Origin of the sequence: Agarivorans sp. QJM3NY_29 (genome assembly GCF_050870835.2) — a bacterium.
In the GTDB taxonomy this organism is placed as follows: domain Bacteria; phylum Pseudomonadota; class Gammaproteobacteria; order Enterobacterales; family Celerinatantimonadaceae; genus Agarivorans.
Genome location: NZ_CP194036.2, coordinates 3,907,671 through 3,926,839, shown reverse-complemented (window position 1 = coordinate 3,926,839; position 19,169 = coordinate 3,907,671). Strand labels below are relative to the sequence as shown.

The following is a 19,169-nucleotide window of genomic DNA, read 5'->3' as shown; positions in this document are numbered from 1 at the left end:
CATAATAGAATAGTTCCATATTTTGCATTATCAGGTAAAGTAGTCTTCAGCTGCAGAAAAATGGACGATTGATGCAAGAGACTTTTTATCCGGCGATTTGGATGCAATTCACTATCGCGGCGCTAAGCGCATTGTTAATTACGGTGATTATTCTCTGGGGCTTGGCACGTCGACGGATCCTTATCCAGCAGGCTGCGATGGTCAAGTCTCCCGCGGCACAACTGATGTTAGATGCGAACACCAAAGAAGTTGTGTTTGCTAATCCCCGCTTTTGTGAGTTGCTACAGCTGACGAATAACAGTAAAGCTTGGGTTTTCTCTGAGTCTCGGCATCTCACGCAATTGATTGACTTGCTTCAACCTTATACGGCTTCACAGAAGATGGAAGGGGTGCACTGGCAGCTCGAGTCTCCACCACAAGCCAAGGTATTATTACTTTACGCCAGTTTAAGTGTGCACGGTTGTCGAGAGCTATGGTTTATTAATGCTTATGAGAATGCGCAAGGCTTTGCCTATCTAAATCGAATAGAGCAAGAACAGAAGTTGTTTGCAGACGTACTTCATTCCATTCCAGAGTTTATTTATTTTAAAGATGCTAATGAACGTCTACTGGGCTGTAATCAGGCTTGGGCAGGGTTCCACGGCCTAAAACCCTCTGAATTAACAGGCAAGCGTTTAAGTGATTTTCTGACGCACTACGAGTTAGGGCGTAGCCAATTACATGATCAACAGGTGCTCGCGGGAGAACCATGCCAGTACACCGAGTGGTTTAGCGCGCCAGATAGCCGACAAATTTTATTACAAAATAATGTTTACCCACTTAAGAATCAGCATGATGAAGTCACTGGAGTACTGAATGTTTCTTATGATGTGACCAAGTGGCATGAGTTGAACCGTAAGCTGGAACAAGAAAACCAAAATCGAATTAGTTCCGAGAAAAAGCTCGGGCGACAAAACAATCTGATCCGTACGGTATTTCATTCAACGCCAGACCCACTTGGGTTTATCGATGATAAAGGCAACTTTATTGGCGGGAATGAACCCTTTGCCAAGATGTTTGGTTACACCAGTGACGATTTGCATGGCAAGCATCTCACCGAAGTTTTAAGTGAAGAACAATTAGAGCAGCATCAACAGCAAAATCGACAAATTTTAGAAACCGGTAAACCGCTCCGTTATGAAGAATTGGTTTATCTCGATGATGGTCATCAGATCTGGTATGAAGTGATCAAAGGACCTTATCTCGATGATGAGAGCGGTGAAAAGGGGATTATTTTTATCACCCGTGATGTGACGGAGCGAAAAACCACCGAACAACAGCTGGCTGATGCAATTATGCAGCTTCAAGAATTGAGTTTTATTGATAGCTTAACCCAGGTGGCCAACCGTCGTAGTTTTGATGAAAAATTGCAGCAGTTATGGGTCACCCATCGTCGCGAGGGAATTGAACTCAGCCTGCTGTTGTTAGATATTGATTGTTTTAAGCAATATAACGATAACTATGGTCACCAGCTGGGGGACGATGCGCTACGTCAAGTGGCGAAAATAATTAGTCGTTCGGTGAAGCGTGGTTCTGATTTAGTCGCGCGTTATGGCGGAGAAGAGTTCGCTATTTTATTACCAAACACCAGCTTGGATGGGGCTAAAATTATCGCAAATAATGTACTTGAATATCTCGATGAAGCACAAATACCTCATGAGTATTCAGGAGTGAAACCAATTATTTCGGTGAGTCTTGGCTTAGCTTGTATTGTCCCCGAGCAGGGGATGGATTATGGCGAATTAGTTCGAATTGCCGATTTGCAATTGTATCGCGCGAAACACCAAGGCAAGGCGCGTTTTTGCGCCGCCAGTGATAGTGTTTAGGGATGGCTCTATGCGATGTTGTTATTGTCCAGAGTAACCCTGCTTGATGCCTTTGGTCACAATGCTCACCGCATCGTGAGCATGTAAACTTTCTAAGTGGTTCACTCTCACCCAAAAATCACAGAAGTCTTGGCGTTGATTGAGGCGGTGTTGTAAACGGCGAGCGGCATCTTCACAAAACATTAGGTTTTGTCCGTTAAGGCGAGCAAATTCTTGTTCGTCTTCGCGTTTTACGGCTGCTTGCACCGGGGTTTGTAAAGTATTTTCGACTTCATCAATTAAGCTAATTAATGGTAAGTCTTGAGCTTGAGTGCTTAGTTTCACTTTAATTTGGGCAATGCTGCGTTGGCTATGCGGGGTTGCGACTATTCCATCGGTGGTGCCCAACCAACGCTGAACGTCGGCTTTATCAACAGATTCTGAATCGAAGCGCTCGGCGAAGGCTTGCTGAATGAGTTGCCGTGATAAAGCAGCTGAGCAAGGGCAAGTCGAAGAGTAAGGGACTTCAACGCTGAGTTCGATCTCGGTGAGCTGTTTCAGACGGGTGGCTTTAATCTGCAGAGGATAGGCCTTCCAACCAGTTTTACCTGAAACTAAAGAACGGCGACGTAGGTGATAGTCGAAGTTAAAGCTTACTTGTGCGTGTTCGCTTAAATCTTGATGACTGGCAATAAACTGATCCAGTAAACTAGTTAAACCTGCATAATCTAATACCTGCTGATTTGAGAGTTGATCAAGGAGCAGGTATAAGCGAGACATATGAATGCCTTTGGCCTTTGGATCATCTAAGCTGACAAAGGCTTCGATGTGGGCGCTCACTCGACTGGGGGCCTGATCCTCAAATGCCACCATGATCGGCATTTCTATTTGGCTCATGCCAACCCAATCCAGTTGACCTTCTGTTTGGGCTTGGCTTGAATTAGCGATATCAGGCATTGCAGTAGACATGCACTTGGTACTCCACGGACGATTATGTGTTAATAAAGCCTTGTTCGATGGCTTTAGTTAAAAAAAGATGGGCTGTTATACCACAGAACCCTGTTTAATATTAACCATCTTTATCGTAGGGTATTTAGCTTGGCTACCCAAAAATGTAAGCGAATAGTGAAGATAAGGAAGCATTGTTAATGACGCCACTAAAAAAATTAGCCACCTATTATGTGCATTTATTGTCTCGTTTGGGCGTGGTTAAGTTTAGTATTAGCCTTGCGGCAGCGATTATCATGGTGGCTTTAGCGATTCAGATGAGCGTTACCTTTGCCCTTACCGGTAAAGTTTCGGCGGTGGATCTGATCCGCTCGGTATTTTTTGGTTTAATTATCACGCCTTGGGCGGTGTTTTTCATGTCGGTGGTGGTGGAACAAATTGAAGATTCTCGACAGCGTTTAAGCAAGGTTATTCGTAAGCTAGAGAAAATGCGTTCACGTGATTTACAACTTACCAATAAGTTAAAAGCCAACATTAGCCAGCTAAATAAAGAAATCGACGAACGTGAGAAAGCCGAGGCGGCTCGTCGTCAAGCGATTGTTAATTTGGAACAAGAGGTGAAACAACGTCAACTGGCTCAACAGGAGTTAGAAGAACATTCGGCCTTGCTGCGTAGCTTTATTGATAGTTCCCCTGACTTGGTTTATTACCGCAATGAACAAGGACAGTTTTCTGGATGCAACCTTGCCTTAGAGCGGTTGGTTGGCCGAACAGAAAAAAAATTAATAGGTTTGACCCCTTATGATGTTTATCCAGAGGATATTGCCGATAAAATTGTTGAAACCGATCACCAGGTGTTTGATAACGATGAGCCGCTGACCTACGAGCAATGGTTGGAATATCCCGATGGCCGAAAAGCTTTCTTTGAATTACGCAAAGTCCCTTTCTATGGTCGTAATGGTAATCGTTTAGGCCTATTGGGTTTTGGTCGAGATATTACCGAACGAATGCGCCATCAGGCGAATATAGAAAAGGCTAACCGCGATAAAACTCAGTTTATTTCTACGCTAAGCCATGAGTTGCGCACGCCACTCAATGGGGTCGTTGGTCTGAGCCAGATATTACTGGATACCGCACTGAATGATGCGCAGCGTAAGCATGTGAATACGATTTTATTAAGTGCCACCACGCTGGGTAATATTTTTAACGACATTATTGATTTAGATAAGCTCGATCGGCGTCGTTTTGCGGTGTCGATGGAACCTATGGATTTTAAGGCCTTGGTGAATGACATCGAAACCTTGACCGAAATGCAGTTGCAGAATAAAGGCTTAAGTTTTAAATTTGAACAAATAGGCCCGATCCCGAGCAGTATTGTTGGCGATCCGACCCGGTTGCGTCAGGTATTATGGAATCTGACCCAAAATGCGGTGAAGTTTACCGAAAAGGGAGCTGTCGGGTTGATGATTAAGGCACAGCCTTTGGCCGAGCAGCAAGTACAACTCGATATCAGTATTACCGATACCGGGCCGGGCATTCCACAAAATCAGTTAGAACAAATCTTTGCCATGTATTACCAAGTGGAAGGCCGAAAATCTGCCACCGGTAGTGGTATTGGTTTGTCGGTGTCTCGTCAACTGGTTCGGGCTATGGGCGGAGATATTAAGGTCACGAGCAAGCAGGGGGAAGGCTCGTGTTTTACGGTCAGTCTCAAGGTTCAGTTGGACTCTATCCCCGATGAAGCGGAGCAAATAGACCATCCCCCTTTAGACATTTTATTAGTCGAAGATGTTGAGTTAAATGTCACCATCGCGAAAGCTTTGTTAGAAAAACTTGGCCACCATGTGGCGGTGGCAATGAATGGTAAGCAAGCCTTAGCGAGCTTTGATCCCGACTCGTTTGATTTAATATTGTTGGATATTCAGCTCCCTGATATGAGCGGTTTCGATATTGCTGAACGCTTACAACAAGACTACGCCAAAGAACAACTTCCGCCGATGGTGGCGTTGACCGCGAATGTGGTCAATAGCAAACAAGAGTTTGCTAAAGCTGGCATGATGGATGTAATCCATAAACCGATCAACCGCAATGCGGTGGTTCATTGTTTGAATAATGTATTTGCTATTGGCCCACATGATGAGCCCTCCGAGACTCAACTAAATCCTAGTCAGGCCCTTAGTCGCAGTTCTCAACCGGTATTAGACTTGGAACTGATTGAACAGTTTTGTAGTAGCATTGGCAGTCAGGTGCTTACCGATAGTGTTACTTTATTCAGGCAAGTGATGCCCGATTATATGCAAGTACTTGAAAGTAATTTGTTTGCGAAAGACCAGCAGGGAATTGCTTCCGAGGCTCATAAGATCAAAGGTGCCGCGGGCTCTATTGGTTTGGCTCGCATCCAGCGTTTGGCCAACAAAATTCAATCTCCCGAACTGCCAGCTTGGTGGGATAATGTTGACGATTGGATCCATCAGTTGAGCCATGATTACCCAGAGGATCTGAAGTTGTTAGATAAGGCTATCGAAGATTTTAGCTCGGCGGAAACCACCGAATCTAAGGATAGTCTCAACTTACCGCTACCGCTTGACCAAGACTAAAATGATCCGCCCATATTCAATATTCGTTTCATCGTGATTGAGTCGATATGATATTGGTCGCTCCAGCGGCAGCCTCTCTAGCCCAGCTTAGTTTGCAGGCTTATTTGGCAGAACGAAAGGGGAGTGAGAGCAAGCCTTTGAGCTGCCGATTATCTTTGGCGTCGGGCCAGCCACTTAAGCCGAAACGAAGTTGCTGGTGGCCGAGTTTGGGTTGTGCAATGTAACTATTAAACCAGCGATCCCAGCATGACAGATTGAAGCCATAGTTACTATTATGCTCATTTATGCGTTGTGAATGATGTACCCGATGCATGTCGGGAGTAACCACGAATCGACGCAGTATTCCATCTAATTTGTTGGGGAGTTTCAAGTTGCTATGATTAAACATCGCCATACCATTGAGTATCACTTCAAATAAAAATACAGCCATCACTGGCGCGCCTAGCAGCAGAATGATTGCCAGTTTAATCGCCATCGACAGCAATATTTCAATCGGATGAAAGCGTAAGCCTAGGCTGACATCATAGTCTGGGTCGACATGATGCATCCGATGTATACGCCAAAGTACAGGGAGGGCATGAAATAAACGATGTTGCCAATAGATCGCAAAATCTAATAACAGAATACTCAGTGGGATACTCAAATAAGTATTGAAATTTAGTTGATTCAATACCCCCCATTGTTGCTCCGAGCTCCACATGGCTAAGCCGAAAGTACTGATTGGGAAGACTGATTTAACGCACACACCATTGACGATGATTAGCACAAAGTTAGCTGGCCAGCGTTGGCTGCGAGGAATTAAACGGGGATGCCTTGGCCAACGGATTTCCAGCAAGATAAATAAGCTAAGTAGGCTGACGAAAATGAGCATTCGCCATAGGTCAAAGTTGTGCATTGCTTGAGTATACCCGCTGGCTCTCAAACAACAACTCAACTTAGACTAAACTTAGTCACAGATATACACCCAGAGTCACTTGGAGTTGAGTATGTTAGACATTCAATTGTGGTTGAAGGATGCGATGGAAGATCTGGGCATGCAATTAGCCATTGTGAGTCAGGTCGAAGGTAATCACTACCGCGTCGTTGCAGCTTATTCGAGCTTAGATTTAGTTCGGCAAGGGGATGAGTTTGAACTTGACTCTACCTATTGTCGTGAAGTATTACGACAAGCTCAAACTGTAGCTTATGAGCGCGTTGGTGCGATTACCGAGATGTGCCTACATCCTTGCTATCAAGCCTTACATCTAGAAAGCTATATTGGAACCCCTTTAGAGAAAGATGGGAAAATTTTAGGAACTTTAAATTTTTCTTCGCTGACCGCGAGAGCAGCAGCCTTTACTGAGAAAGAGAAGACACAGGTAGAAAGTTTGGCCAAAGAGTACTTAGCTTCGGTTTGATGACTCAATTTGTAAGCCATCGCCCAAAAATCATCATTTGTCGCTTTGTTGAGATAGATAACATTCTACACTTTAAATAGAGGCTTTTTTAAGCATAGATAATGCTGTCAATAGGTGTGGGCGTAAGTGCTCTTTGATTGGGTTGATTGACGGAGCCGTGGAACCATATGGTGAATTCGAGCTATGATATCAGAGTGGTTGATATTGATGCCTTGAAAAAAGGTATGTTTGTTGTTGCCATCGAATCGCAAACTGGTCATAGCCATGTGAGCCAATCAGGACTGATCACCCAAAATAGACAAATTACCCAATTAAAAAGTAAAGGGGTAAAAACGCTCAAAGTTGATTGGGCGCGTAGTATGTTTGAACAGCCTGTGCCTCCCCCTGCTAACGGGCTAGAACGATCTGCAAGCAAGCCTTACATATCCAGTGATGAAACTCAGAAACGTTTGGCGAAGAAGCTATTTCATGAAGCTAAAGTGATACAAGGTAATTATTTTAAACAATTACAACATGGTGAAGCGATTGATATTGCTCCGATGGAACGGGTCGCTGAGAAGCTGATTGATTCATTAGAAAATCAAAGTAATGCAATGTTATGTTTAGCAAGGATCCGCGCCAAAGATCGATATTTAATGGAGCACTCGCTTAACGTAGGTATGCTGCTGGCCTATTTTGGAAGTTTTTTAGGCCAAAGTAAGGGCTTGCAAAAACAATTGCTCATGGGCGGAATGTTGCATGACATCGGTAAGATTTATACCCCCAATGCAATACTCCACAAACCAGATAAGTTAACTGAGCAAGAATTTATAATTATGCGGGAGCATGTCGTTCACAGTTATTCAATTTTGAGAATGCAAAAAGGTGTTAGCAAAGTGATGCTGGATATCGCTAGTAATCATCATGAGCGCCTAGATGGTTTGGGTTATCCCCATCAAATAAGCGGTGAGCAATTGTCAACTTATACCCGGATGGCGAATATCATTGATTGTTATGATGCACTTACTGCCGATCGTGTTTACAAAAGTGGTATGCCTCCGACGGCAGCATTCCGTATTTTGTTAAAAGGTGTCGGTAGTCAGTTTGATAAACAGTTGGTTGAAAAATTTATTCGTTGTATGGGGGTTTACCCGGTTGGTACCTTAGTGAAGTTGATATCCGGGCGTTTGGGTTTAGTGGTGGCTCGTAATCAGCTTAAACCCTTGCAGCCAGTGTTGAAGCTAATTTATAGCGCGGTCTCGCATACTCACCTTGAAGTGACGACTTTGGACTTAAGTAAAGTTGAAAGTGAGGAAATAGAAGGGGCGGTATCAGCGCGTGATTACGATATCTGTTTAGATCATTATTTAGAATTGGCGGTAGGATAAGCGCTTAGCCTGATTTGCTAAAGCGCTTATCTTCAAGCCTTGTGTCTCTTGTCGTTATCGCGCATTTGTATCTGCAACAAACATGAAACGCCAAGGCTTAAAAGGCGCTTGCTTGTGTTACTGTTTCATTTTCATCATCGCCATGACGTTTTTTACCGGAACGTTCAGGTGCTGCTGACTGCCATCTGAAAAATTCAAGTACAGTTGTAGTTGCTCTCCCTCAATGAAGGCTTTCTGCAAATCAAATAACATTAAGTGAAAACCGCCGGGTTTTAACTCAACGGTCCCTTTTGCTGGGACTTCAATTTGCCGGACTTGACGCATCTGCATGATATCGCCATCCATTAACATAGTATGCAACTCGACTCGACCAGCAGCGGGTGTGCTTGCCGAAATTAAGCTAATCGCTTGCTCTGAAGTGTTATGCATACTGAGGAAAATAGCACTCGTAGGGGCATTCGGGGGCGTGGCGCGAGCATAGGGCTCGCTGACTTCGAGAGTATCCGCAGCGAAGGCTAACTGGGTACTTAAAATAAAACTCAGTAGAATTAATAAAGGGCGCATAAGTATTCCTTTTAGGGGAGTAAGCGCTGAATTTGCTTAATCAGCGGTTTTGGATCGAGGGTATGAGGAACTTTCGCTAAGAGCTGGCCATCGGCGTCGAGAAAGTAAAAGAATGAACTATGGTCAACACTATATTCTAACTGCGAATTGGGTGTATCAACGTACTTATAATACACTCCCAGGGCATGGGTTAAACCGAGTAGCTGACCTTCGTTTGGACTTAATCCAATGATGTCGGGATGAAAATAAGCGGCGTAGGTACTGACCGTTTTTGCGTCATCGCGTTTGGGGTCAACACTGATAAATAAGCTTTGTATTTTTTGTTGCTGTGTTTCGCTGGCCCCTTGTAAGGCGGCACTGAGGAGCGCTAACGATGTGGGGCAAACATCTGGGCAATGGGTAAAGCCAAAATAAGCGATATAAATTTGTTTATCATGGCTAAGCTGATGAAAACGCCCATCATCACTGTTGATTTTAAATAGATTGAGAGGGACTTTGATTGGAGGAGCCGCTGCTGTCATGTCTGCATCTTGTGGGCTCGCGGTCAGCCACTGGTAACTGGCGATGCCAGCGCCAAGGCTGATAATAAATAGGGCAATCCATGCTAGGTATTTCATTGACTATTAACCTCAAAACTAAGGGCAACGGGCTGCTGTGGATCAAGGGATACAATGTATCCTTTCCAGCGCATTTTTCCAGTATTACAAATCGGTAACAATAATTGGCCTAAATAGACGCCGTCTGCATTGGGCTTTAGTTGAACTTTTACCTCGCCCATATACATATCAACACCTTCCAGACGCAGTTCTAGTGGCGGTGGCTGAGTGATATTGGTGGTTAAACGGATCGGGTGAACCAGCATGGCGGCCAGATTTTCTCCGGGTAGCTTGAGTAACCACTGTTGTTGCTGGTCTTGCCATTGACATTGCCCCAACTTGAGTGTTGGGCAATCAAGATAACTAAGTTTTGTACTCGGGTCTTGCCAATAACTAAAGCCCAGACCTAAGCCAAAAGCACTACACACAATCGTGAGAACCAGAAAAACACTCTTAGTTGAACCAGTCAATTAAACAATCCATTGTCATCATAATGTTAAGCCATGGTAAAGCTAGGCTAATTTACTCCGCTTGAAATGATCTCTCAAGGCTTAATGCTGAAATAGTCTACTTGCTTAGGTTTTTTTGTTCGATAGAGGCGCTGAGAGCTTATTTGTAAGAGAAAGCAGTGACCAGTGGCAAGGGAGGGATTGTGGCGCTGTAAGCGTTGATATTAAGCGCCCCAATCTCGAATTGATAAGAGAGGGGCTTATGTCGACCACGATCATGGCGTGTTAAGACGCCAGGTTTGTACCAAAAATTAGCTTGAAACCGGCAGCGCGATTAGGCGGCTACTTTGAGTGGTGCGTTATTGTTTTGTAATGCAAATGGGCGTCCTACAGGTAAGATGGTACGGCCATATTCGGCGTTAAGAACCAGTGCCATACCAAAGTACATTGCCGATAAGCCACAGAAAATACCTTCAAATCCAGCGATGGTGCCAATGATTTCATTGCCAGTAAAATCATGTAATGCTAGTAAAGCAAATAACACGGTAAGGCTACCAAATACAATTTGTTTGGCGGTAGGGTAGCGCAATGAGCCCACAAACATGAAGGCGGTGAATAGGCCCCATAGGCTTAGGTACCAAGCCATGAAACCTGCTGGGCTTGGCTCTGCGAGGCCCATTTTAGGGAGTACGATTAACCCAACCAGTGTTAGCCAGAAAAGACCATAAGAAGTAAATGCTGTGGTGCCAAAAGTATCACCGCGTTTAAAGCACATGATTCCAACGATCACTTGTGATACTCCGCCGTAGAAAATCCCCATTGCGAGAATCATGGCATCGATGGGGAAAAAACCTGCATTGTGAATATTAAGTAAAACGGTGGTCATGCCGAAACCCATTAATCCTAGTGGTGCTGGGTTCGCGGGTGTAGTGTTGGTCATTGTGTATATTCCAAATAAAAGTAGCTAAAAACGCCGGAGCTGGTCGGGCGAGCATTATCTGAGCGAGTCTAATACTTAGGCGTGATCTAGATCAACTTTCGTGTGGTTATTTTTTAATTGTATTACTAAATATTTTTGTTTAATGTAATTGCAGCTTATTAACACTGTCGCAACAGAGAGGAAAAGTAACGATGCCCCATTGTATTGTTGAGTATTCGGCGTCGATTGCCGAGCAAATTGAAGTCCCGAAGTTGTTGCGGAAAACCTTCGAGATCATCCGGGATAGCGGTGAATTTGAGCCCGCCAGTATAAAATTGCGGGCAATCGCTTATGAGGATGTTTATAGCGGATTAAGTGAGCATAGCTTGGTGCATATCCGTTTATGCATTTTATCGGGACGCAGCACCCAGCAAAAGAAAGCACTTAGCGCTTCACTATTAAGCCAGTTGTCTGCTAGCTTAAATATGGTAAAAAGCCTCACCGTCGAAGTGGTCGATATGGATCGCGACAGTTATGCCAAGCGGGTGCTTTAATCGCTGCTTGGCAATTTATCGAGCAAGGTGAGTCGGGTTAGAGCCAATTGTATGGGGGCTTCCGCTTGCTGAATAAATCGTACACAGCCAATTTCGCAGAAGAACAGCTTATCGGCCACTGGGTGAAGCGAAAATTGTAGTGTCTTATCTTGTAAGTCTTTGCATACTAATGATAAACCCTGAGGTTCCTGAGTTATCGACACATAATCCTGATGATTACCATAGTCACCGAGTAAGGCGTCAAATTTACCGGACACCGTTGCAGTTTGATTTGGATGCAAATTTTCTTGTTCTAGCAACCACTGCCAAAAACTAGGACGGTTGTATAGCTCATCCCAAATATTGTGACCATGCTGTGGATATTGGGTAAATTGCAGACTGGCGGTGCGTTCGAGTTGCGAGAGTTTATCAACTAGTTCTTGAGAAAAGTCAGCTGGGATGGTTTCATCTTTTAGGCCATGAGCCAGCCAAATGGGCAACTGCGCCAAGCGTTGATAGAGTTCTGCGCATACTGGCCGGGCAGGCATATTCATGGACCAAGGTGCTAAGCGATTTGGGTCTCCTGCAGCTAGTACAGCTAAAGCGGCGAACCGCTGCGGTTGTGCAAGTGCTAAGTTGAGTGCGCCAAACCCCCCCATGCTTAAACCTGTGAGGTAGACTCGGCTACGGTCGATATGATGTTGTTGTTCGAGTTCATCTAATAAACTGATTAATTCGGCGATCGCCCAGCCATTGCGCCCTTTGGGAACCTGTGGGCTAACACAAATGGCATCCAGTTGATGCTGTTTTAAATAGCTGTTGGGGCCAAAATCCAGTAACAAGTGAATATCATCGCCAATTTCTCCACGGCCATGCAAAAATAATATCAACGGCAACGCTTGATGCTTGTCGCGCTTTTTCGGCTGGCTCAACAAGTACTGATAAGAGCGCTTTTGTTGGTGGTAATGTTGTTGCAGTGAAATTTGATGAGGGTGGGGGTTATTCACGTTAAGCTCCTTGTCTTACCCAACGTGAACTATCATAGCGATTTTAGTCACTTAAAAATAGAGACGAACCACCGATTCTACGACACAGGCTGGACGACGACAGCCTTCGATTTCTACAGTAATTTCTTTGACCAGTTCTAAACCACGTTTTACTGGTGCCACTCGGGTGAGTCGAGTGCGTGCTCGGATCCGGTTATTCACCTTGACTGGGTAAGGGAAGCGGACTTGATTGATCCCATAATTGACCATCATTTTCGCCGAAGGATAGAGTGGTTGCTCGGGGTCGACACTCTCGGTTAATGCAGGCAGAAGAGACAAGGTTAGAAAGCCATGAGCAATGGTGGTCTTAAAGGGAGACTCTTCGGCGGCTCGCTGGGGATTGGTATGTAGCCACTGATGATCTTTGGTCACGTCGGCAAATTGGTTAATTCGCTCTTGGGTAATGGTGAGCCATTCACCCACATGCACTTCTTCTCCCAGTTGCATCGAAAGTTCTTCTAAGAGTGCTTCGGCCTTGGGGTGTAATTCGATCGTTTCTTTAAAACTCGCTTGTTGCTCACTGTTGGCACTTAACTGGTATTCTCTCACCCAGTTTATCAGTTGGCTGTCATGCGCTTTATTCAGAAATTCAATCCAATGGTCACGAATAGCAGGAGATAGCCAATCTTTGAGTTCAAAGGGATTTTGAGCCAGCATTTCACGTTTTTTCTTAAGAAAATCGACAACTTTCACTTTTACTTCCTACTGCTTTTGGCTCAACAATGCCGTTATTCTAAAATATTCGACTAGTCAGTCAAATAAATATGAATTCAAATTGTAAGCGATTGTATCTAAATGTAAGCGCTCACTTCTGATTTAGTCTTTTGTGTCAATGGGTTATTGCGTTTTTATGTCAGCTTTGGACTGTCAATGGTCGGCCTAATTTTCTGCTGTTGTGATGCTGTTTCTAGGAGCGGCCGATCAATGGTGGCAGTGTTTATTTGAATAAACTATTTGGCGGCATTGTTGAGCGCTTTTCGTTGCTGATTGTCCGCTGAACTTGAGCCACTCAATGCTATCCTTTCTGCCTTGTATTCATCATCGAGCATTGCATAAAAACAACTCCCGAAGAGCAATAGGTCTTCGGGAGTGATGAGCAGTGTAAATGAATTTTACTAAATTTGCTCATTAGCGTAGCCATATTTGTAAATCACGTACGATGCGATTGCCGCTAAAAATAGGGTGCAGATCCTCAATCGGATCGAGAGCAAAATAGTCGCGCTGTTCTTCAGGGAGTGCATGATAGCTGCCCCACACCTGATATAGCCACGCTTCGGCATCCCAATTCAGCTGATGTTGTTGATAATACTCTAAAGCAGTTTGTCCTTTGGCGTGCTCGATGACCGCTAATAAATAATCTTCTACATCGCGCTTAATTTGTTGTTCTCGCAGGGTGAACTCGGCGACATTTTCTAGAGAGACCGCCTGTTCGGTATCACTGAAGGTTTGCTTGGAGCGATGTTGCCGCTGGAGCTGACTCACCACCTGGAGTAGCTGATGCTCATGTTCAGAGTTATGAATATCGATGCTAGCACTGCGCATCAGTGGTGGGGCTTGGTTAAACAATGGCGTAACATCTAATTGGACCGTTGGATCGCGTGGGCTAAAATCGGGGTGCTGGCCATGGAATATCTGTAAGCCTTTGAGTAGTCGAGATTTACCGCGTAACTCTCTAAACCGGCCAAGCAGTGTGAGTAGTCGGGTTTGTACTACTGCAAGCTCTTGAGTGCAGTCATATACCGCTTGACTGAGGGTTATCACTAACAGCCGCCTCAGTTCACGAATATCACCGGCAACTTGACTGAGGGCGTCGAAGTTCAGCAAGGATAAGCTATCGAGTAACTCGCTAACTTGTTGTTGGGCCAATTCGTTTTCGCGGATCTTAGCACTAAGACTAGGGACATAACCAAATTCGTTATTAATTCTGCTCCATAAGACACGTGAACTATGGCGTAAGCTCTCGGTGAGGCTATAGCAATGTTCGCTTAAATCACTTAGGTAGACGTCGCTGGCGGCTAAGTCATCATGATGTAAGGCTTCTTTATAGTGGGCGGCCAAGGTTTTTATGGTTTCGAGTCGAGATCCGACATTGGCATCAATCTGTCGATTACGGGTATCGCTGAGGGCTTCTTCGAGTAGGGCCCGAAGGTTAGAGCTGAGATGTAAACCCTCATCGGCAGCGGGGCGCCAAATGACACCACTTTTTAATAGTGCCTCGACTTGTTTGTTATCGAGTTTGGTTTCATCTAGCTTGCCGTTGATATAGGCATGCATCAAGCTTTCGCCATGACGAGCGAGCAGTTTAAATAATTTAAGCCCAGCCTGTTGCAGATGTTGATTCACAGTAGCGACTCCTGCTGGCCAATCGCATCCATTGCTTGTTGTTCTAGGCCTAAACCTTCGGCCTCGTCGATAAAGCTAATCACTTCGAAGATATAGTCAACCTTGGCAGTCGCAATGTAGATCTGTTTTTCTTGGTTGGGGCGGACCAAGTATCCCTGCTCACAGAGGCGTTTAAATACCTGCTTGAGTTGGCCATCCACTTGACTACTGGTTGAGCCAAACAGTCGATATTGAGCGATTTTAGTCAGTTGTTCGCGTAGCGCTGGTGTATCTTCGACCACGCTTTGTAGCTCATTGAGGCGTAATGCAGCACCAGCACTAATCGGACTATCTTGTCCAAGGGCTTCTTGGCTTAGAATCAACCATTCGGTGAGTGGTAGTAAGCTGCCTGCGATATCATTAAATTGCTGGCTAATCACCTTGTGCTCCTGATCTCCTAACTCGCGATAGGCACAGAAGTACAGCTCGCCTTCACAGGCTTTGGCTAAACGCCGATTTAATACATGCAGGTGGTTATCGATACGTTCACGGTTGGCTTCGTTACTGAGATAACTAAAGCCATCTTCATCGCTGATCTGACAAATAAATTGGCCGCTGAGTAAGGCTTCAAGCACCCGGCCGGTTTCGCTCATCCCCGTGGCAGATAATCGATTCATGACTCTATCTCCATTTGTTTAGCTTTGGCCGCTTTCAGTTTTTGTTGTAGCAAGTTAACTCTTGGCTGTACCACCTGTAATTGGCGTTTGTCGCGGTTGATGATGTAGCGGTGAGTGAATAGATCCAATACTTCCGATTCAGGGTTGGGGAAAGCTCCTAAAATGCGGATTTGATTGTGATCACAGGCGTCAAAAATTTTCTTCACATTACTCTGGTGTAAGGTGCCTAGCTCATCAATCGGCCAGTGGATATAGGTACTGGCATTCCCTCGGAGCAAGCGAGTAAAGGCGAGTAAGAACTTACACAAGATGAGGTAAGCCATCCCGTGGCTACTGGACTCGTTGAGCTGACGGTCGGTGCGGATCACCAAGTCACTGTTGCCTTCGCGCAGCGTGAGTTCGATCAGTAATAGCCGGGATACCCCTTCTTTGAGTGCGCTGCGCCCAATAATATCTAAAGCGACCCGCATGCTGTTCGCGTAATCTTCATCGGGCAATTGGTTAAAACCTTGTTGCTGCCAAGTTTGAAAATTATCTACGAAGGTTTTTAATTCATCCCAGAATTCGAGTTCGCTAATCTTAGAACGAATTTTAACCGCTGAATCGGAGACGCCATCGAGACTTAAATCTTCACCGATTTCACGGGTAATGCGACGGCTTTGGTTCAGGATCCGTTGGTCAATATCGCTTAAGTTTTGATAGAAGCTGCTAATGCTCATCCCTAAATTACGGCCGTGGTCGATCAGCCCTTGAACTTTTTGGGGGACCAGGCCATTGAGTAATTCGGCCAAATGAGGGACCAATTCGCGGTAGGCTAAGCTTGCTTCGCCATCTTCTTGGAGATGACGGCAAGCGGCCCGAGAGCGTTCCCAGGTTTCACTTAAGTCGGAGCCAGCTTGCTGGGCTAACAAGGTGTCGAAATGGCGTACCGATTCGTTCACCTGCTCCAGTTGTTGATTACGTTGGCTAATCCGCTGTTCTGCATCGCGAGCTCGTTCGGCAGGGGTTGCGTGTTGTGTTGCGCTGTTCGGCTCTTGCTGTGGCGTTTTAATTAAGTCCAGCTGTTTGATGCGACGAACCAAGTTTTGCGTCTGAGCATGCTGCTGTTGGCTGAATTCTTGTTGTTGCTTTAGCTCGCTTAACCGTTGTTGTTGGCTATCACGCTGTTGCTTAAAGACACTTAGTTGCTCAGCGAGTGCTTGTTTGGCAGTGGTTTGCTGTTGGCGCGCTTTTGCTAGGGCATCGTTGAGCTGAGGTTTTTGCTTGAGCCAAACCTGTTGCTGCCAAATTTTATATTCGCTGACTTCCTCGCGAAATTGTTCGGCTTCTTGGATTTGCAGGTTCAAATCACGTTTCTGCTGTGCTAAATCAACAATCAGCTGATCATCTAAGCCGAGTGCTTGTAACTCGCCGCGATACCATTGGTCCAATTGTTTGAGTGTTTGTTTTGCTTGTTGTTGGCGTTGGCTAATCGCGTCATGTGCCTGACTAACTTGCTGCGCCAGCACATCCACCTTTTCTTCCCACCACGCCATCTTTTCTAGCTTGGCCTCTTGATGTTGTTCGCGTAGTTCTTCAAGGTAGTTTTGGTGACGGGTACTGGCCTCTTGTAAATAGCTTTTAAGCTGGCTTTGTTGCTCACGCGCGGCCGCTTGGCGCAGCTGTAAAGCCTTCGAACAATTCTCTTTAAGTAGTTGTTTTTCTTCTTGGAGGCGCTTCAATTCGTCCTCGCTATTGTGGTGAGCAGCGCTGGCTTCGGCGCAGCTTAATTCCTGTTGCTGTATTGCCTTGTTATAAGTTGTTAAGTTGCTTTCTGCTTCCTGTAGTTGTGTTTGGGCCTGCTGATATTGCTGCTTGAGTTGCTCTAGTTGTTGCAGTATTTGTTGCTCGGTGGCGGCGCATTCGGGCGCTTCGATGGCTTTTAGGTCAAGGTTTAAACCAAAGAGACTGTGGGGGTCGCCGTCGTGATGTGGTTTTAGATCGCGACGAGACAACAAACTGGGGTCGATCACCTTACCAATAGAGTGTTCCCATTGCGGATGTTCGCTGCGTAAATGTGCCAATAGGCTACCATCTGCAGGATGTAAACTGGCTTTTAAGTTTTCCAGTTGTTGCTCTAGTCGACGATTTTGTTGGCTGCGATTCGCCAATTCCTGATCGGCTTGGTAACGCTGTTGTTTTAGCTGCTGTAGTTGTTCACTGTGTTGGCGTAACTGGCTCGATAAAACCTGCTGTTGTTGACGCGCTTCATCCAGCCGGTTATCCATGATGTTGAGTTGCCGGCTTTCTTCTTCGGTGTGCCCCATTTGCAGGCTGCCAGCTTCCAGTTGAGCCAGCTCTAATTGGTACTGATGTTGTTGCTGCTGAAACTTTTGCTCGGCTTGGTTAACTTGGCTTTGTTGCTGTTGCTGCTCATTATTTAGATCCGCCTGCTGCTGTTGGCGCTCTTGGGTGAGCTGTTGTTGCAAGTGATCTTTGTTTTTATGTAATTTATTTAAGGCCACATTGAGCTGTTCGTTAATCAGGCTCTTCCGTTGATTCAGTTCGGCTTCAATATCGCTGTGCTGCTCGGTCAACAATTGGTGGCGTTCGCTCACCTCATTTAGCTGTTCTCGCCACTGTGGGAGTTGTTCGACAGCCATCAAGGCCTGTTCTATTTGTTTGTCTTGCCAGCTCTGGTAATTGTCTTCAATGTGATTCAATTGTCGATCGTAACTGTTTACATCGGCACTTGCTTCAGACACGGCTTGATTGAGCACTTCGCGTTGGTCTTGCCACTGGCTTTCTAGCTGACTTAAGTCCTGTTTGGTTTGGTTGAGCTGGCGTTGGCCGTGTTCACATTGGGCAAACAATTCGGCTTCATCATTTTGCAGACCCTGTTCTAGCTGTAATAGATAGCTTTCACTGTGCAACAACTGCTGGTAGATCTGCTCGAGTTTGACAAATTTGGGGCGGATAGTTGCAAACTGTTGGATGAGTCGGGTTTCTTGGATCCAGGCTTGTGCTTTATTCGCATCAACCCATGTTGGCTTTAGGGTCACGCCTTCTTCTTCCAAAATAGCGGCAATCATCGATTTGATAGTTTCCATCTTGCCTTCTTTGGAGTGCACGGCTTTTGCCAATTTTTCGATGTGACGTAAGCTATGTTTTGGATCGCACATAGTAAATTGCCGCGCATAGGCTTTGATGTCGGAATCGCCGGTATTTTGTAAGCTGCGGTCATTTTGAATAATGGCGCGATACTCTCGAGTATTAAGAAAGCGCGTGGTGGCTAAAGGTTTACCCTGATGCGTGATTTTTTTGAGTTGTTGGCCGAGCTTAGCAGGCGCGAGAAACCAGCTTCCTTGTTCGTCTTGGCGTTCAATAAAATCGTTTAACTCAAAGGGCTTGCCAATAAAACGATATTTTACCCCTTGATCTTCTCTTCCTGAAGATAACACCACTTGGGCCAGGTCACCGTTGTAGCGTTGGTATTCGTAAATAATGTAGCTGGCTTCGCGTGGCAGATACCAGCGCTCGAAGCTATCTCGGGTACTGGGTACGACTCGACTCGGGTATTCACCGTAAAATACCGGTATCAATCGCTGAAGGGTGGTTTTACCCGAGGCGTTGGTACCGCAAATATTACTATGTTGGTCGAGTTTTAATTCTACTACCCCTTGAAGGTGGGTATCGATCAAGATGATCCGCAATAGGCCAGACAAAATGCATCCTTTTAAATTAGCTAAATAAACTATGGTCAAACTACACCATAGCTACGCAGAGGCATGACCGCACGCCAGCGCAATGACGCAGTGTAACTAAGATTGCCTAGGAAGCGAAAGAGTTGCGTGTTTGGTTTGCTTAAAAATTGCGAATCAGGTGCTAAAAAGTTGCAGGTCTAGGTGCCACTAGTACTTGCAGAGCGTTC

General features: G+C 45.4%; 16 protein-coding genes. 5 read left to right on the top strand and 11 right to left on the bottom strand.

Annotation, left to right across the window (positions count from 1 at the left end):
• The first annotated feature begins 71 nt into the window (after positions 1 to 71).
• Positions 72 to 1,865: a sensor domain-containing diguanylate cyclase gene (locus ACRRS0_RS17765; protein WP_432451883.1), complete on the top strand. Its 1,794-nt coding sequence runs from the start codon at positions 72 to 74 to the stop codon at positions 1,863 to 1,865.
• 21 nt (positions 1,866 to 1,886) lie between these two features.
• Here ACRRS0_RS17765 and folE2 read toward each other — a convergent pair whose 3' ends face one another.
• Positions 1,887 to 2,813, bottom strand: coding sequence for a GTP cyclohydrolase FolE2 (gene folE2, locus ACRRS0_RS17760; protein ID WP_432451884.1), 927 nt, complete (start codon positions 2,811 to 2,813; stop codon positions 1,887 to 1,889).
• A 179-nt stretch (positions 2,814 to 2,992) separates the two neighbouring features.
• Here folE2 and arcB point away from each other — a divergent pair, with 179 nt between their 5' ends.
• Positions 2,993 to 5,389, top strand: a complete 2,397-nt coding sequence (gene arcB / locus ACRRS0_RS17755; RefSeq protein WP_432451885.1) for an aerobic respiration two-component sensor histidine kinase ArcB — start codon at positions 2,993 to 2,995, stop codon at positions 5,387 to 5,389.
• Between the two features lie 100 nt (positions 5,390 to 5,489).
• On the opposite strand, the gene ACRRS0_RS17750 is transcribed toward arcB, so the two are convergent.
• Positions 5,490 to 6,284 (bottom strand): sterol desaturase family protein, encoded by a 795-nt coding sequence (locus ACRRS0_RS17750; protein WP_432451886.1) that lies wholly within the window; start codon positions 6,282 to 6,284, stop codon positions 5,490 to 5,492.
• Between the two features lie 91 nt (positions 6,285 to 6,375).
• Between ACRRS0_RS17750 and ACRRS0_RS17745 the strand changes: the two genes are divergently transcribed.
• A complete protein-coding gene (locus tag ACRRS0_RS17745; protein WP_432451887.1) occupies positions 6,376 to 6,786 on the top strand; it encodes a GAF domain-containing protein in 411 nt (136 codons plus the stop codon).
• 167 nt (positions 6,787 to 6,953) lie between these two features.
• The gene (locus ACRRS0_RS17740) at positions 6,954 to 8,153 is read left to right on the top strand and encodes an HD-GYP domain-containing protein (RefSeq protein WP_432451888.1); all 1,200 of its coding nucleotides are present in this window, start codon (positions 6,954 to 6,956) and stop codon (positions 8,151 to 8,153) included.
• A 117-nt stretch (positions 8,154 to 8,270) separates the two neighbouring features.
• On the opposite strand, the gene ACRRS0_RS17735 is transcribed toward ACRRS0_RS17740, so the two are convergent.
• The 4 genes from ACRRS0_RS17735 to ACRRS0_RS17720 all read right to left on the bottom strand — a co-directional run bounded on the left by ACRRS0_RS17735 (position 8,271) and on the right by ACRRS0_RS17720 (position 10,702).
• The gene (locus ACRRS0_RS17735) at positions 8,271 to 8,717 is read right to left on the bottom strand and encodes a copper chaperone PCu(A)C (RefSeq protein WP_432451889.1); all 447 of its coding nucleotides are present in this window, start codon (positions 8,715 to 8,717) and stop codon (positions 8,271 to 8,273) included.
• A gap of 11 nt (positions 8,718 to 8,728) precedes the next feature.
• Positions 8,729 to 9,334: an SCO family protein gene (locus tag ACRRS0_RS17730; RefSeq protein WP_432451890.1), complete on the bottom strand. Its 606-nt coding sequence runs from the start codon at positions 9,332 to 9,334 to the stop codon at positions 8,729 to 8,731.
• Entirely contained in the window at positions 9,331 to 9,783 is a 453-nt protein-coding gene (locus ACRRS0_RS17725; RefSeq protein WP_432451891.1) for a hypothetical protein, read from the bottom strand. Before ACRRS0_RS17725 ends, ACRRS0_RS17730 begins: the two co-directional genes overlap by 4 nt.
• 313 nt (positions 9,784 to 10,096) lie before the next feature.
• Positions 10,097 to 10,702, bottom strand: a complete 606-nt coding sequence (locus ACRRS0_RS17720) for an acetate uptake transporter (RefSeq protein WP_432451892.1) — start codon at positions 10,700 to 10,702, stop codon at positions 10,097 to 10,099.
• Between the two features lie 191 nt (positions 10,703 to 10,893).
• Here ACRRS0_RS17720 and ACRRS0_RS17715 point away from each other — a divergent pair, with 191 nt between their 5' ends.
• The gene (locus ACRRS0_RS17715; RefSeq protein ID WP_432451893.1) at positions 10,894 to 11,235 is read left to right on the top strand and encodes a 5-carboxymethyl-2-hydroxymuconate Delta-isomerase; all 342 of its coding nucleotides are present in this window, start codon (positions 10,894 to 10,896) and stop codon (positions 11,233 to 11,235) included.
• Here the strand turns inward: ACRRS0_RS17715 and ACRRS0_RS17710 are convergent.
• From ACRRS0_RS17710 to ACRRS0_RS17690, 5 genes are all read right to left on the bottom strand, one after another.
• A complete protein-coding gene (locus ACRRS0_RS17710; RefSeq protein ID WP_432451894.1) occupies positions 11,232 to 12,221 on the bottom strand; it encodes an alpha/beta hydrolase-fold protein in 990 nt (329 codons plus the stop codon). The two genes, ACRRS0_RS17715 and ACRRS0_RS17710, sit on opposite strands and share 4 nt — an antisense overlap.
• A gap of 51 nt (positions 12,222 to 12,272) precedes the next feature.
• Entirely contained in the window at positions 12,273 to 12,953 is a 681-nt protein-coding gene (locus ACRRS0_RS17705) for a MaoC family dehydratase (RefSeq protein WP_432451895.1), read from the bottom strand.
• A gap of 435 nt (positions 12,954 to 13,388) precedes the next feature.
• Positions 13,389 to 14,603: a phosphoenolpyruvate carboxylase gene (locus ACRRS0_RS17700; RefSeq protein ID WP_432451896.1), complete on the bottom strand. Its 1,215-nt coding sequence runs from the start codon at positions 14,601 to 14,603 to the stop codon at positions 13,389 to 13,391.
• A complete protein-coding gene (locus ACRRS0_RS17695; protein ID WP_432451897.1) occupies positions 14,600 to 15,259 on the bottom strand; it encodes a hypothetical protein in 660 nt (219 codons plus the stop codon). The genes ACRRS0_RS17700 and ACRRS0_RS17695 overlap by 4 nt, the downstream gene beginning before the upstream one ends.
• Positions 15,256 to 18,963, bottom strand: coding sequence for an ATP-binding protein (locus ACRRS0_RS17690; RefSeq protein ID WP_432451898.1), 3,708 nt, complete (start codon positions 18,961 to 18,963; stop codon positions 15,256 to 15,258). The genes ACRRS0_RS17695 and ACRRS0_RS17690 overlap by 4 nt, the downstream gene beginning before the upstream one ends.
• Positions 18,964 to 19,169 lie beyond the last annotated feature (206 nt).